Source organism: Serratia sp. X10 (assembly GCF_017811775.1).
In the GTDB taxonomy this organism is placed as follows: Bacteria; Pseudomonadota; Gammaproteobacteria; order Enterobacterales; family Enterobacteriaceae; genus Serratia; species Serratia ureilytica.
Genome location: NZ_JAEIOH010000003.1, coordinates 474,002 through 488,855 on the forward strand (window position 1 = coordinate 474,002; position 14,854 = coordinate 488,855).

15 protein-coding genes are annotated in these 14,854 nt (G+C 60.0%); 14 read left to right on the top strand and 1 reads right to left on the bottom strand.

What is annotated here, in order from left to right; all coding sequences use genetic code 11:
* Positions 1-10 precede the first annotated feature (10 nt).
* The 6 genes from J9788_RS12650 to J9788_RS12675 all read left to right on the top strand — a co-directional run bounded on the left by J9788_RS12650 (position 11) and on the right by J9788_RS12675 (position 5,161).
* Positions 11-907: an amino acid ABC transporter substrate-binding protein gene (locus J9788_RS12650; RefSeq protein ID WP_033642166.1), complete on the top strand. Its 897-nt coding sequence runs from the start codon at positions 11-13 to the stop codon at positions 905-907.
* 216 nt (positions 908-1,123) lie between these two features.
* On the top strand, positions 1,124-1,864 hold the full coding sequence (locus J9788_RS12655; protein WP_004939979.1) for an amino acid ABC transporter permease: 741 nt from the start codon (positions 1,124-1,126) through the stop codon (positions 1,862-1,864).
* On the top strand, positions 1,864-2,538 hold the full coding sequence (gltK, locus tag J9788_RS12660) for a glutamate/aspartate ABC transporter permease GltK (protein WP_015376945.1): 675 nt from the start codon (positions 1,864-1,866) through the stop codon (positions 2,536-2,538). The genes J9788_RS12655 and gltK overlap by 1 nt, the downstream gene beginning before the upstream one ends.
* Positions 2,538-3,263 (top strand): amino acid ABC transporter ATP-binding protein, encoded by a 726-nt coding sequence (locus tag J9788_RS12665; protein ID WP_004939983.1) that lies wholly within the window; start codon positions 2,538-2,540, stop codon positions 3,261-3,263. Before gltK ends, J9788_RS12665 begins: the two co-directional genes overlap by 1 nt.
* Before the next feature lie 113 nt (positions 3,264-3,376).
* On the top strand, positions 3,377-4,309 hold the full coding sequence (rihA, locus tag J9788_RS12670) for a pyrimidine-specific ribonucleoside hydrolase RihA (RefSeq protein WP_046896770.1): 933 nt from the start codon (positions 3,377-3,379) through the stop codon (positions 4,307-4,309).
* Positions 4,310-4,456: 147 nt separating this feature from the next.
* A complete protein-coding gene (locus J9788_RS12675; protein WP_033642164.1) occupies positions 4,457-5,161 on the top strand; it encodes an FMN-dependent NADH-azoreductase in 705 nt (234 codons plus the stop codon).
* 40 nt (positions 5,162-5,201) lie between these two features.
* On the opposite strand, the gene J9788_RS12680 is transcribed toward J9788_RS12675, so the two are convergent.
* Positions 5,202-5,684, bottom strand: a complete 483-nt coding sequence (locus J9788_RS12680) for a zinc ribbon-containing protein (RefSeq protein WP_025301844.1) — start codon at positions 5,682-5,684, stop codon at positions 5,202-5,204.
* A gap of 285 nt (positions 5,685-5,969) precedes the next feature.
* On the opposite strand from J9788_RS12680, the gene leuS reads away from it, so the two are divergent.
* From leuS to mrdB, 8 genes are all read left to right on the top strand, one after another.
* Positions 5,970-8,552 (top strand): leucine--tRNA ligase, encoded by a 2,583-nt coding sequence (gene leuS / locus J9788_RS12685; RefSeq protein ID WP_182264978.1) that lies wholly within the window; start codon positions 5,970-5,972, stop codon positions 8,550-8,552.
* A gap of 14 nt (positions 8,553-8,566) precedes the next feature.
* Positions 8,567-9,127 carry an LPS assembly lipoprotein LptE gene (gene lptE, locus J9788_RS12690; protein ID WP_046896768.1) on the top strand — a complete coding sequence of 187 codons (561 nt, stop codon included), beginning with the start codon at positions 8,567-8,569 and terminating at the stop codon, positions 9,125-9,127.
* Positions 9,124-10,158: a DNA polymerase III subunit delta gene (gene holA, locus J9788_RS12695; RefSeq protein ID WP_182264979.1), complete on the top strand. Its 1,035-nt coding sequence runs from the start codon at positions 9,124-9,126 to the stop codon at positions 10,156-10,158. The genes lptE and holA overlap by 4 nt, the downstream gene beginning before the upstream one ends.
* Positions 10,148-10,810, top strand: coding sequence for a nicotinate-nucleotide adenylyltransferase (nadD, locus tag J9788_RS12700; protein ID WP_015376938.1), 663 nt, complete (start codon positions 10,148-10,150; stop codon positions 10,808-10,810). The genes holA and nadD overlap by 11 nt, the downstream gene beginning before the upstream one ends.
* A 194-nt stretch (positions 10,811-11,004) precedes the next feature.
* Positions 11,005-11,322, top strand: a complete 318-nt coding sequence (gene rsfS / locus J9788_RS12705; RefSeq protein ID WP_004940001.1) for a ribosome silencing factor — start codon at positions 11,005-11,007, stop codon at positions 11,320-11,322.
* Between the two features lie 3 nt (positions 11,323-11,325).
* Positions 11,326-11,796: a 23S rRNA (pseudouridine(1915)-N(3))-methyltransferase RlmH gene (gene rlmH / locus J9788_RS12710; RefSeq protein ID WP_004940002.1), complete on the top strand. Its 471-nt coding sequence runs from the start codon at positions 11,326-11,328 to the stop codon at positions 11,794-11,796.
* A gap of 38 nt (positions 11,797-11,834) precedes the next feature.
* Positions 11,835-13,730 (top strand): peptidoglycan DD-transpeptidase MrdA, encoded by a 1,896-nt coding sequence (gene mrdA, locus J9788_RS12715; RefSeq protein WP_033642160.1) that lies wholly within the window; start codon positions 11,835-11,837, stop codon positions 13,728-13,730.
* An 8-nt stretch (positions 13,731-13,738) separates the two neighbouring features.
* Positions 13,739-14,851: a peptidoglycan glycosyltransferase MrdB gene (gene mrdB, locus J9788_RS12720; RefSeq protein ID WP_004940006.1), complete on the top strand. Its 1,113-nt coding sequence runs from the start codon at positions 13,739-13,741 to the stop codon at positions 14,849-14,851.
* The last annotated feature ends 3 nt before the right edge of the window (positions 14,852-14,854 follow it).

Consider the following 14,854-nt stretch of genomic DNA (forward strand, 5'->3'; position numbering starts at 1 on the left):
GAGTTGGACCATGCAAATGCGTAAATTGGCGTTATCGTTACTGCTGCTCGGTATGGCAGGTAGCGTGGCGCACGCGGAAGACCTGACCGGTACGCTGAAGAAAATCAAAGACAACGGCGTTATCGTTGTCGGCCACCGCGAATCGTCTGTGCCCTTTTCCTACTACGACAACCAGCAAAAAGTTGTGGGCTACTCTCAGGACTACTCCAACCAAATCGTTGAAGCCGTTAAGAAAAAGCTGAATGCACCGAATCTGCAGGTGAAAATGCTGCCGATTACCTCGCAGAACCGCATCCCGCTGCTGCAAAACGGCACCTATGACTTCGAATGCGGCTCTACCACCAATAACGTAGAGCGCCAGAAACAGGCCGCCTTCTCCGACACCATCTTTGTGGTCGGCACCCGCCTGCTGGTGAAGAAAGGCTCCGACATCAAAGACTTTAAAGACCTGGCCGGCAAACCGGTGGTGGTCACCTCCGGCACCACGTCCGAAGTGTTGCTGAACAAACTGAACGACAGCGACAAAATGAACATGCGCATCATCAGCGCCAAAGACCACGGCGACTCCTTCCGCACCCTGGAAAGCGGCCGCGCGGTGGCCTTCATGATGGATGACGCCCTGCTGGCGGGCGAGCGCGCCAAAGCCAAGAAGCCGGATCAATGGGAAATCATCGGCACGCCGCAGTCGAAAGAAGCCTACGGCTGCATGCTGCGTAAAGACGATCCTGAGTTCAAGAAACTGGTCGATGACACTATCGCCCAGGCGCAAACCTCCGGTGAAGCGGCCAAGTGGTTTGATAAATGGTTCAAGCAGCCTATCCCACCGAAAAACCTCAACATGAACTTCGAGCTGTCGGACGACATGAAGCAACTGTTCAAAGCGCCTAACGACAAAGCGTTGAACTGACTCAATAGAATAAAGCCGGGGCGGCCGCCAAGCCAAACCGGCCCAGTTGATGACTGGGACAGACAGGAATGAGGGGGGCCGTTCCCCTCCCTCATTTTCCCCAAGGCGCGTCACCGATCTCCGCACGCAACAAGCCAGCCCAACTGGCCGCGCGGCGATCGGCGCCTATCAAGTCATCACTCTTCGGCGCCCTGCGCCCGTTTATCGGAGTTTGTTATGTCAATAGATTGGAACTGGGGTATCTTCCTGCAGCAGGCCCCGTTTGGGAACACCACTTACCTCGGCTGGATCTGGTCCGGCTTTCAGGTCACGGTGGCCCTCTCCGTCTGTGCATGGATTATCGCTTTCTTCGTCGGTTCGCTGTTCGGTATCTTGCGTACCGTGCCCAACCGCTTTCTTTCCACTCTCGGCACCTGTTACGTCGAACTGTTCCGCAACGTGCCGCTGATCGTGCAATTCTTTACCTGGTATCTGGTGATCCCCGAGCTGCTGCCGGCCAATATCGGCACCTGGTTCAAGACCGAGCTGGATCCCAACGTGCAGTTCTTCGTCTCTTCCATGCTCTGTCTGGGGCTGTTTACCGCCGCCCGCGTTTGCGAGCAAGTGCGCGCCGCCATTCAATCCCTGCCGCGCGGCCAGAAAGCCGCCGGGTTGGCGATGGGCCTGACGCTGCCGCAAACCTACCGCTACGTGCTGTTACCGAACGCCTACCGGGTTATCGTGCCGCCGATGACCTCAGAGATGCTCAACCTGGTCAAAAACTCCGCCATCGCCTCCACCATCGGCCTGGTGGACATGGCCGCACAGGCCGGCAAGCTGTTGGATTACTCCGCACACGCCTATGAATCCTTTACCGCCATTACGCTGGCTTATATCGGCATCAACGCCGTGATCATGCTGTTTATGCGTCTGGTCGAAAAGAAAGTGCAGTTGCCTGGCAACCTGGGGAGTAAATAATGTACGAATTTGACTGGGCGTCGATCGTCCCAAGCTTCCCTTATCTGCTGCAGGGCATGGCGATCACGCTGAAGATCACCGTGACCGCCATCGTGGTCGGCATTCTGTGGGGCACCGTGCTGGCGGTGATGCGTCTGTCGCCGTTCAAGCCCATCAGCTGGTTCGCCACCCTGTATGTCAACCTGTTCCGCTCGGTGCCGCTGGTGATGGTGCTGCTGTGGTTCTATCTGGTGGTTCCAAGCTTATTACAACAGGTTCTAGGCCTGTCGCCGAAAACCGATATTCGCCTGATCTCGGCTATGGTAGCCTTTTCCCTGTTTGAAGCGGCCTATTACTCGGAAATCATCCGCGCCGGTATCATCAGCATCTCGCGTGGCCAATCCTCCGCCGCGTTGGCGCTGGGCATGACGCATTGGCAATCCATGCGGTTGGTGATCCTGCCGCAGGCGTTCCGCGCCATGGTGCCACTGCTGCTGACCCAGGGCATCGTACTGTTCCAGGATACCTCGCTGGTTTACGTACTGAGCCTGGCCGACTTCTTCCGCACCGCATCGACCATTGGCGAACGCGACGGCACCCAGGTTGAAATGATCCTGTTCGCCGGCTTTGTCTATTTTGTTATCAGCCTCGCCGCCTCGGCGCTGGTAAGCTATTTGAAGAAAAGGACTGTTTGATGATATCCCTGAAAAATGTTTCCAAGTGGTACGGTCACTTTCAAGTGTTGACCGATTGCACCACCGAAGTGAAAAAAGGCGAAGTGGTCGTCGTCTGCGGTCCTTCAGGTTCCGGCAAGTCCACCCTGATCAAAACCGTCAACGGCCTGGAGCCGATCCAGCAGGGAAGCATCCTGGTGAACGGCACGCCCGTCAACGACAAGAAAACCAACCTGGCGCAGCTGCGCGCCAAGGTCGGCATGGTGTTCCAACACTTTGAACTGTTCCCGCACCTGTCCATTATCGACAACCTGACACTGGCGCAGGTAAAAGTGCTCAAGCGCGACAAGACCGCCTCACGCGAGAAGGGCCTGAAGCTGCTGGAACGCGTCGGCCTGTCCGCCCATGCCAACAAGTTCCCCGGCCAGCTCTCCGGCGGCCAGCAACAGCGCGTCGCCATCGCCCGCGCGCTATGCATGGATCCGATCGCCATGCTGTTCGACGAACCGACCTCGGCGCTCGATCCGGAAATGATCAACGAAGTGCTGGACGTGATGGTCGAGCTGGCGAACGAAGGCATGACCATGATGGTGGTGACCCACGAAATGGGCTTCGCCCGCAAGGTGGCGAACCGCGTGATCTTTATGGACGAAGGCAAAATCGTCGAAGACCGCAACAAAGACGATTTCTTCAACAACCCCGAGTCCGATCGCGCCAAGGACTTCCTGGCCAAGATCCTGCACTAAGTTCTCGCTATGCGCCCCGCCAGGGGCGCATCTTTTCTCCCGGCACGAAAAGCGCTTGTATCTCCTCGTTTTTGATCCGATGCTCGCCGGATAACAAACAGAGGAGAAAGAACATGCCCCGCCCTATTATCATCGATTGCGATCCCGGCCTCGACGACGCCATCGCGCTGGCTATGGCGCTGCGCTCGCCGGAGCTGGACGTCAAAGCCATCACCACCTCCGCCGGCAACCAGACGCCGGAGAAAACCCTGCATAACGCGCTGGGTCTGTTGACCCTGATGCAGCGCGAGGACATCCCTGTCGCCGCCGGCGCCGCTCGCCCGCTGATGCGCGAGCTGGTGATCGCCGACTATGTCCACGGCAAAACCGGCATGGGCAACACCCACCTGCCGACGCCGACCCTCAAACCCGATCCCCGCGGCGCCGTCGAGCTGATCGCCGACCTGCTGCGCGCCAGCCCGCAGCCAATCACCCTGGTGGTGACCGGCCCGATGACCAACATCGCCCTGCTGTTGGCCCAGCACGCCGAGCTGAAAAGCCGTATCGAGCGCATCGTATTTATGGGCGGCGGCATGAATGCCGGCAATACCACGCCGGTGGCGGAATTCAATATCTTCGTCGATCCCGAAGCCGCCGAGATGGTGTTGAAATCCGGCGTGCCGCTGACCATGGCCGGCCTGAACGTCACCCACCAGGCGCTGGTGCTGCCGCAGGATATCGAGCGCATTCGTCAGATAGCCAATCCGGTCGCGCAGGCGGTGGCGGAGATGCTCGATTTTTACCTGCCACTGTATCTCAGCCACCCGCGCGGCCTGCCTGGCGCGGCGATGCACGATCCCTGCACCATCGCCTGGCTGCTGGCGCCGCAGCTGTTTACCGGCGTTGAACGCTGGGTCGGTGTGGAAACCAAAGGGGAATACACCGTCGGCATGACGGTGGTGGACTATTTCCAGCAAACCGGCAACGCGGCCAACGTGGAAGTGCTGACCGGCATCGATCGCGCAGGCTTTATCGATCTGCTGGCCGAGCGCGTCGCGCGTTATTGATCCTCTCGGGGCGCGCTCGCGCCCTCATTCAACTTTTTTGATTTAACTCAGCGAATTTTTGCGCTATCACTGTTGATGGCTTGCCTCTACCATGCGTTTACACCGATTGACATCGTTACCGATTACACTTCGCCTGGAGATAAGCCAATGAGCCGCGTACTGGTCCTGAAATCAAGCATTCTGGGTGAATATTCCCAGTCTGGAAAATTAGTCGATTTTTTTGTCGAACAATGGCGTGAAGCTCACCCGGAAGACACCTTCACCGTGCGCGACTTGGCCAACCCAACGCTGCCGGAGCTGGATGGCGAAGTGATGGCCGGCTTTACCGCCGGCGACAAACCGCTGACGCCGCATCAGCAAAGCACCCTGGCGCTGTCCGATGAGCTGATTGCCGAACTGAAGTCGCACGACACGCTGATCATCAGCGCCCCGATGTACAACTTCAACATCCCGACGCAGCTGAAGATCTACTTCGATCTGATCGCCCGCGCCGGTCAGACGTTCCGCTACACCTCCGCCGGCGCCGAAGGGCTGGTGACGGGCAAAAAAGCGATCGTCATCTCCAGCCGCGGCGGCATCCACGCCGACACGCCGACGGATCTGATCACCCCGTACGTGAAACTGTTCCTGGGCTTTATCGGCATCACCGACGTTGAATTCGTGCTGGCGGAAGGCTTCGCCTACGGCCCGGAAGCGGCGGAGAAAGCCGCCCAGGACAGCCGCATCGCGGTCGCGCAGAAAATCCCGGCTGGCGTCGCCGTCCCGGCCAGCGCACCGGCGCCGGCAAACGTCGCCCAGGAAGCCGTCAGCGGCGGTTTCCTGAGCAACCTGCTGAAGAAACTGTTCCGTTAACGGTAAACGTCAGCGTCCCCCGCCGCGGCGGGGGACGTCATCAGGGTTCAAATGGCCGACGCTGGAACTGGTCGTGACCGCATTTCGGGCAGAGCGGCAGCACTTCCGGCGTGTAAAACGCCAGGTGGTAGTGACACTGCTCGCAGACCAGATTGCCCAGCCCCACCACTTCACCGCTGTGATACACGCCGTGGTGGCTGACATCCTTGAACACCTCGCGCCACTCCAACTGGGTTTTATCGGTGATATCCGCCAGTTCCTGCCACAGGCTCTCCTTAATCACCCGCATAAACACGCTGTCGGTAAACTCGTCCCGGCTTTCCTGATAGCTGCGGGCGAACTCTTCCAGATCGCGCCGCACCGCCTGCGTCACCTGCCGCACCTCGTCGCGCGTCAGATCTTCGGCCTCGTTCAACCGCCGCTCCGCGCTGGCCACCAGTTCGTCGATATCGCGTTCGCCGTTTTTCAGACGTTCGGTCAGCGATGCCACCAATTCGCGGTAATACTGAGCAACCTTGTTCATAGACTCTCCTCGATAAACGCTGCGCCGGACTTGGCCATGGGGATACCCTTAAGCTACTTGTTCTTATTTTAGCCGTAAATGACTGATGTCACTTGGCAAGACGCGGGATCCGCAGGTTGTGAGCCGCGTCATAGCGGCGTTTTTTTTAAATGCGCCGAGTCAGGCGCTTGGAGTTGTTGCCGGGAGGTCTTATCAGCTATGCTATGCGGATCTACGAATACTAAATGTTCATTGCGTTGCCTCTGACCGGGGCAACGGTTTACACCTACAGGACCACCGGCCGCCATGCAAGAGCAATACCGTCCAGAAGACATAGAATCGAACGTACAGCTTCACTGGCAAGAGAAGCAGACTTTCAAAGTTACCGAAGACGACAGCAAGGAAAAGTACTACTGCCTATCCATGCTGCCTTACCCGTCCGGCCGACTGCACATGGGCCACGTTCGTAACTACACTATCGGCGACGTGATCTCGCGCTATCAGCGCATGCTGGGCAAAAACGTACTGCAGCCGATCGGCTGGGATGCGTTCGGCCTGCCGGCGGAAGGCGCGGCGGTGAAAAACAACACCGCACCGGCCCCGTGGACCTACGACAACATCGAATACATGAAGAACCAGCTGAAACTGCTGGGCTTCGGCTACGACTGGGATCGCGAAATCGCCACCTGCCAGCCGGAATACTACCGCTGGGAACAGTGGTTCTTCACCAAGCTGTATGAAAAAGGCCTGGTCTACAAGAAGACCTCAGCGGTGAACTGGTGTCCGCACGATCTGACCGTGCTGGCCAACGAACAGGTTATCGACGGCTGCTGCTGGCGCTGCGATACCAAGGTCGAGCGTAAAGAGATCCCGCAGTGGTTCATCAAAATCACCGCCTACGCCGATCAGCTGCTGAACGATCTGGACACGCTGGAAAGCTGGCCTGAGCAGGTGAAAACCATGCAGCGCAACTGGATTGGCCGTTCCGAAGGCGTGGAAATCACCTTCGACGTGGCTGGCAGCGAAGAGAAGCTGACGGTGTACACCACCCGTCCCGACACCTTCATGGGCGCCACCTACGTGGCGGTCGCCGCGGGTCACCCGCTGGCGCAACAGGGCGCGCGCAACAACCCGGCGCTGACCAACTTCATCGACGAATGCCGCAACACCAAAGTGGCCGAAGCCGAAATGGCGACGATGGAAAAGAAAGGCATGCCGACCGGCCTGTTCGTTGTCCATCCGCTGAGCGGCGAGAAGCTGCCGGTGTGGGTCGCCAACTTCGTGCTGATGGAATACGGCACCGGCGCCGTGATGGCGGTGCCGGCGCACGACCAGCGCGACTGGGAATTCGCCACCAAATATGATTTGCCGATCAAACCGGTGATCCTGAACCTCGACGGCAGCCAGCCTGACGTGAGCGCCGAAGCGATGACCGACAAAGGCGCGCTGTTCAACTCCGGCGAGTTTGACGGTCTGGACAACGAAGCGGGCTTTAACGCCATCGCCGACAAACTGGTCGCCAAAGGCGTCGGCCAGCGCAAGGTCAATTACCGTCTGCGCGACTGGGGCGTTTCCCGTCAACGTTACTGGGGCGCGCCAATCCCGATGGTGACCCTGGAAGACGGCACCGTGATGCCGACGCCGGAAGACCAACTGCCGGTGATCCTGCCGGAAGACGTGGTCATGGACGGCATCACCAGCCCGATCAAGGCCGACCCTGAGTGGGCGAAGACCACCGTCAACGGCCAGCCGGCGCTGCGCGAAACCGACACTTTCGACACCTTTATGGAGTCCTCCTGGTACTACGCGCGCTACACCTGCCCGCAGTATGACCAGGGCATGCTGGATCCGGCCGCCGCCAACTACTGGCTGCCGGTCGATCAATATATCGGCGGCATCGAGCACGCCATCATGCACCTGATGTACTTCCGCTTCTTCCACAAGCTGATGCGCGATGCGGGCCTGGTGGATTCCGATGAGCCGGCCAAGCGCCTGCTGTGTCAGGGCATGGTGCTGGCCGACGCCTTCTACTACACCGGCAACAGCGGCGAGCGCGTCTGGGTATCCCCGGTTGACGCCACCGTCGAGCGCGACGACAAAGGCCGCATCATCAAGGCCACCGATCCGCAAGGCCGTGAACTGGTCTATGCTGGCATGAGCAAAATGTCGAAGTCGAAGAACAACGGCATCGACCCGCAGGAGATGGTGGAAAAATACGGCGCGGACACCGTGCGTCTGTTCATGATGTTCGCTTCACCGGCAGAAATGACGCTGGAGTGGCAGGAATCCGGCGTGGAAGGGGCTAACCGCTTCCTGAAACGCGTATGGAAACTGGCCTACGATCACGTGGAAAAAGGCGCGGTGCAGCCGCTGGACGTGGCGTCGCTGAACGAAGAGCAGAAAGCGCTGCGCCGCGATCTGCACAAAACCATCGCCAAAGTGACCGACGATATCGGCCGCCGCCAGACCTTCAACACCGCGATCGCCGCCGTGATGGAGCTGATGAACAAACTGGCCCGCGCGCCGCAGGAGAGCGAGCAGGATCGCGCGCTGCTGCAGGAAGCGCTGCTGGCCGTCGTTCGCATGCTGTATCCGTTCACCCCGCACGTGTGCTTCGCCCTGTGGCAGGCGCTGGGCGGCGAAGGCGACGTGGACACCGCGCCATGGCCGGTTGCCGACGAGCAGGCGATGGTCGAAGACTCCAAGCTGGTGGTGGTGCAGGTGAACGGCAAGGTCCGCGCTAAAATCACCGTATCTGCCGATGCGACCGAAGAGCAAGTGCGCGCGCGCGCTGCCGAAGAGCATCTGGTGGCTAAATATCTGGACGGCGTCACGATTCGCAAAGTGATCTACGTTCCGGGCAAACTGCTTAACCTGGTTGTGGGTTAACACAAGGAGGAGTTGTGCGACAACGTATTCTGACGCTGTTGCTGGGGTTGGCGGTGCTGGTCACCGCCGGCTGCGGTTTTCACCTGCGTGGCACCACGCAGGTGCCTAATGAAATGAAAACGCTGATCCTGGACAGCGCCGACCCTTATGGTCCGTTGACGCGCGCGGTGCGTGAGCAGCTGCGTCTGAACGACGTGACCATCGTCAGCGATCCGAAGCGTAAAGACGTGCCTTCTCTGCGCATCCTCGGCGCGACGGAAAGCCAGGATACCGCTTCAATCTTCCAGGACGGTAAAACCGCCGAGTATCAGCTGGTGCTGACCGTGCAGGCCCAGGTGCTGCTCCCGGGCCACGACCTGTATCCGCTGTCGGTGAAAGTGTTCCGTTCGTTCTTCGACAACCCGCTGACCGCGCTGGCCAAAGACTCCGAGCAGGAGATCATTCGCCAGGAAATGCGTGAGCAGGCGGCGCAACAGCTGGTACGCAAACTGCTGACCGTGCACGCGGCGGAAGAAGAAAACCGGCAGAAAGCCGCTGCCGCTGGCGAACGAGCGGCAAGCCAAACCGCACAATGATCCGCATTTATCCGGAACAACTTGCCGCGCAGCTCCGAGAGGGGCTGCGCGCTTGTTATTTATTGAGCGGCAATGAACCGCTGCTGCTGCAGGAAAGCCAGGATCTGCTCCGGCAGGCCGCGCAGCAGCAGCAGTTCAGCGAGCACTACAGCATTTCCCTCGACGCCCATACCGACTGGGACGCCATCTTTAGCATCTGCCAGGCGATGAGCCTGTTCGCCAGCCGCCAGACGCTGCTGCTGATTTTCCCGGAAAACGGCCCAACGGCGCCGATCGGTGAACAGCTGACCAAGCTCGCCACCCTGCTGCACGAGGATATTCTGCTGATCCTGCGCGGCCCGCGCCTCACCAAAGCGCAGGAAAACAGCGCCTGGTTCAAGGCGCTCAGCCCGCACGGCGCCCTCGTCAGTTGCCAGACGCCGGAGCAGGCACAGCTGCCGCGCTGGGTCGCCGCGCGCGCCAAGGCGATGAAGCTGGAGTTAGACGACGCCGCCAATCAGCTGCTGTGCTACTGCTACGAAGGCAACCTGCTGGCGCTGTCGCAGGCGTTGGAGCGGCTGTCGCTGCTGCACCCGGACGGCAAGCTCACCCTGCCGCGCGTCGAGCAGGCGGTGAACGACGCCGCCCACTTCACGCCGTTCCACTGGCTGGACGCCTTACTGGCCGGCAAGAGCAAGCGCGCCTGGCATATTTTGCAGCAGCTGCAGCAAGAGGATGTCGAGCCAGTGATCCTGCTGCGCACCCTGCAGCGCGAACTGCTGCTGTTGCTGACGCTGCAGCGCCGCATGACGTCCGCGCCGCTGCGCACGCTGTTCGACCAGCACAAGGTCTGGCAGAATCGTCGCCCGCTGGTGACCCAGGCGCTGCAACGCCTGTCCGGCGCCCAGCTGCAGCAAGCGGTACAGCTGCTGACGCAAATCGAGCTGACCCTCAAGCAGGACTATGGCCAGTCGGTCTGGCCGGAACTGGAAACCCTGTCGATGCTGCTGTGCGGCAAACCCCTGGCCACGAGTTTTACCGATGCCCACTAATCCGGAACACCCCACCGTATTGCACGCGCTGTTTGGCGGCACCTTTGATCCGATCCACTACGGCCATCTGCGGCCGGTGGAGGCGCTGGCCGCCGAAGTGGGCCTGAATCGCGTCACGCTGCTGCCTAACCACGTGCCGCCGCACCGCCCGCAGCCCGAGGCCAACGCACAGCAGCGCTTGAAGATGGTCGAGCTGGCGATCGCCGGCAATCCGCTGTTCGCGGTCGACGATCGCGAACTGCATCGCACCACCCCCTCCTACACCATCGAGACGTTGGAAACGATTCGTAAAGAGCGTGGCGCCGCCCAGCCGCTGGCGTTTATTATTGGCCAGGACTCGCTGCTGACGCTGCATAAATGGCACCGCTGGCAGGCGCTGTTGGACGTCTGCCATCTGCTGGTGTTGGCGCGCCCGGGCTATAACGATCGCATGGACACGCCGGAACTGCAGCAGTGGCTGGAACGTCATCGCACTGCCGACCCGGCGCTGCTCAGCCGCCGCCCGCACGGCCATATCTATCTGGCCGATACGCCGGAGCTGGAAATTTCCGCCACCGAGATCCGCCAGCGCCGCCATCAGGGTCTCAACTGCGACGATCTGCTGCCGCGCCCGGTGCAGCGCTATATCGAGTTGCAGGGTTTATATCGCTAGCGAAAGGTGCGTGATATACTGCGCCGCTATTTTTCAGGTATCCGCTGAAAACCCCGGAAACCTTAGCTGGCCGGGCAGTCACCAGTTAGCTGGCTTTCAGCGGCAGCCTGCCGAAACCTTTATCCGGTTACGCCGCGGCGCGCGCATTTTGCCCGCCGCAGCCGACTGAACAGAACACACCCGAGGGGGAACCTTTGCAAGGTAAAGCGCTCCAAGATTTCGTCATCGATAAAATCGATGACCTCAAAGGCCAAGACATTGTCGCTCTGGACGTACAGGGCAAATCCAGCATCACCGATTGCATGATCATCTGCACCGGCACGTCGACTCGCCACGTGATGTCGATCGCCAGCCACGTGGTGCAGGAATCCCGCGCCGCGGGCATGGAGCTGTTTGGCATGAAAGGCCAGGAAGCCTCCGACTGGATCGTGGTCGATCTGGGCGAAGTGATCGTGCACGTGATGCAGGAAGAAAGCCGTCGCCTGTACGAGCTGGAAAAACTCTGGAGCTAAGCGGTGAAACTGCAATTGGTGGCGGTCGGCACCAAAATGCCAGACTGGGTGCAAACCGGCTTTATGGATTACCTGCACCGCTTTCCCAAAGATATGCCGTTTGAGCTGACCGAGATCCCGGCCGGCAAACGCGGCAAAAACGCCGACATCAAACGCATTCTGGACAAGGAAGGCGAACAAATGCTGGCGGCGGTGGGCAAAGGCAACCGCATCGTTACGCTGGATATCCCAGGCACGCCGTGGGAAACGCCGCAGCTGGCGCAGCAGCTTGAGCGCTGGAAGCAGGATGGCCGCAACGTCAGCTTGCTGATCGGCGGCCCGGAAGGGCTGGCGCCCGCCTGCAAAGCCGCTGCCGAGCAGAGTTGGTCGCTTTCTCCGTTGACACTGCCGCATCCTTTGGTGCGCGTCCTGGTGGCCGAAAGCCTCTACCGCGCCTGGAGTATTACTACAAATCATCCTTACCACCGGGAATAGCCGGTGGTGACCGTGACAGAGTGAAATAAAGCAGCGGGATGAAAATAGAACGTAACCCTTTTCGCGACTATACGGCTGAATCCGCCCTGTTTGTACGCCGCGCCCTGGTGGCGTTCTTGGTCATCCTGGTGCTGTCCGGCATCCTGATCGCCAACCTGTATAATCTGCAAGTGGTCCGCGTCGAGGATTACCGCACCCGCTCCAACGAAAACCGCATCAAGCTGGTGCCCATCGCGCCCAGCCGCGGCATCATCTACGACCGCAACGGCACTCCGCTGGCGCTCAACCGCACCATTTATCAGCTGGAACTGATGCCGGAAAAGGTCGACGATCTCAAAGCCACGCTGCAGGCACTGCGCCCGGTGGTCGACTTGACCGATGACGACATCACCAATTTCGAAAAAGAGCGCAAGCGCTCGCGCCGTTTCGTCTCCATTCCGGTGAAAACCGCGCTGACCGAGGTGCAAGTCGCCCGTTTTGCGGTCAATCAGTTCCGTTTCCCGGGCGTGGAAGTGAAAGGCTACCAGCGCCGCTACTACCCCTACGGCTCCGCCCTCACCCACGTCACCGGCTACGTGTCGAAGATCAACGATCGCGACGTCGAGCGGCTGGACAAAGACGGCAAACTGGCCAACTACGCCGCCACCCACGATATCGGCAAGCTGGGCATCGAACGCTATTACGAAGACACGCTGCACGGCAAAACCGGCTATGAAGAGGTCGAGGTCAACAACCGCGGCCGGGTGATCCGCCAATTGCACGAACAGCCGCCTTCCGCCGGTCAGGACGTCTACCTGACGCTCGATCTTAACCTGCAGCGCTATATCGAACAGCTGTTGGTCGGCAGCCGCGCCGCGGTGGTGGTGAGCGATCCGCGCACCGGCGCCATCCTGGCGATGGTCTCCAACCCGAGCTACGATCCGAACCTGTTCGTCGACGGCATTTCCAGCAAGGACTATCAGGGGTTGCTGAACGATCCGAATCGCCCGCTGATCAACCGCGCCACCCAAGGGGTCTACCCGCCCGCCTCGACGGTGAAGCCTTATATCGCGGTGTCGGCGCTGAGCGCCGGGGTGATCACCAAAAACACCGTGGTGTTCGATCCCGGCTGGTGGCAATTGCCCGGCTCGGAAAAACGCTTTCGCGACTGGAAGAAATGGGGCCACGGCCGCCTGAACGTCACCAAGGCGCTGGAAGAGTCCGCAGATACCTATTTCTACCAGGTCGCTTATGACATGGGGATCGATCGGCTGTCGACCTGGCTGACCAAATTCGGTTACGGCCAGTACACCGGCATCGATCTGTCCGAAGAGCGCTCCGGCCTGATGCCGACGCGCGAATGGAAGCAGAAACGCTATAAAAAACCGTGGTATCAGGGCGACACCATTCCGGTAGGCATCGGCCAGGGTTACTGGACCGCGACGCCGATCCAGATGGCCAAGGCGCTGAACACCCTGATCAACGACGGCACCGTCAAAACGCCGCACCTGCTGCAGAGCACCCGCATCAACGGCGCGCTGGTGCCGTTCAAACAGGAAGAAAACACGCAGATCGGCGATATTCACTCCGGCTTCTGGGAAATTGCCAAAGACGGCATGTACGGTGTGGCCAACCGTCCGAACGGGACGGCGCGCAAATACTTTGCGGACGCACCTTATAAAGCCGCGGCGAAATCGGGTACCGCACAGGTATTCGGCTATGAAACCTACAACGCCCACAAACTGGCGGAGCACCTGCGCGATCACAAACTGATGACCGCCTTCGCACCGTTCAACAACCCGACGGTGTCGGTCGCCATCATCCTGGAAAACGGCGGCTCCGGTCCGGCGGTGGGGACTATCACCCGCCAGATCCTCGACCACATTCTGCTGGGCGACAACAATACGCAATTGCCAAGCGAGGCCCCGCTGCCGCCTGGCGTAGAAGGTGACTAAGGTAGAACATGACTGAAAGCCAACAAAAAGGCTCGATCTGGACCAAAATCCACATCGACCCGACGTTCCTGCTGCTGATCCTGGCCCTGTTGGTCTACAGCGCCTTCGTGATGTGGAGCGCCAGCGGCCAGGACATCGGCATGATGGAGCGCAAGATCGGGCAGATCGTCATGGGGCTGATCGTGATGGCCGTCATGGCGCAGATCCCGCCGCGTGTGTACGAAAGCTGGGCGCCCTATCTGTATATCTTCTGCGTGATTTTGCTGATCCTGGTGGACGCCTTCGGGCAGATCAGTAAAGGCGCGCAGCGCTGGTTGGATCTCGGCGTAGTGCGCTTCCAGCCGTCGGAAATCGCCAAGATCGCCGTGCCGCTGATGGTGGCGCGCTTTATGAACCGCGACGTCTGTCCGCCTTCGCTGAAAAACACCGCCATCGCGCTGGTGCTGATCTTCCTGCCGACGCTGCTGGTGGCCGCGCAGCCGGATCTGGGCACTTCTATCCTGATCGCCGCTTCCGGCCTGTTCGTACTGTTCCTCTCCGGCATGAGCTGGAAGCTGATCGCCGTCGCCGCCGTCGCGCTGGCGGCCTTCATCCCGGTGCTGTGGTTCTTCCTGATGCACGGCTATCAGCGCGACCGCGTCATGATGCTGCTCGATCCGGAGAGCGACCCGCTCGGCGCCGGTTATCACATCATTCAATCCAAGATCGCCATCGGCTCCGGCGGCCTGTCCGGCAAGGGCTGGCTGCACGGCACCCAGTCGCAGCTGGAGTTTCTGCCGGAGCGCCATACCGACTTTATCTTCGCCGTCCTGGCCGAAGAGCTGGGGCTGATCGGGGTACTGGTGCTGCTGGCGCTTTACCTGCTGGTGATCATCCGCGGGCTGATGATCGCCGCCAAGGCGCAAACCACCTTTGGCCGCGTCATGGTCGGCGGCTTGATGCTGATTTTGTTCGTTTATGTCTTTGTTAACATCGGTATGGTCAGTGGCATTTTGCCGGTAGTTGGCGTACCTTTGCCTCTGGTCAGTTACGGGGGTTCGGCGCTGATAGTGTTGATGGCCGGTTTCGGCATCATCATGTCGATCCACACGCATCGGAAAATGCTGTCTAAAAGTTTATAAGAG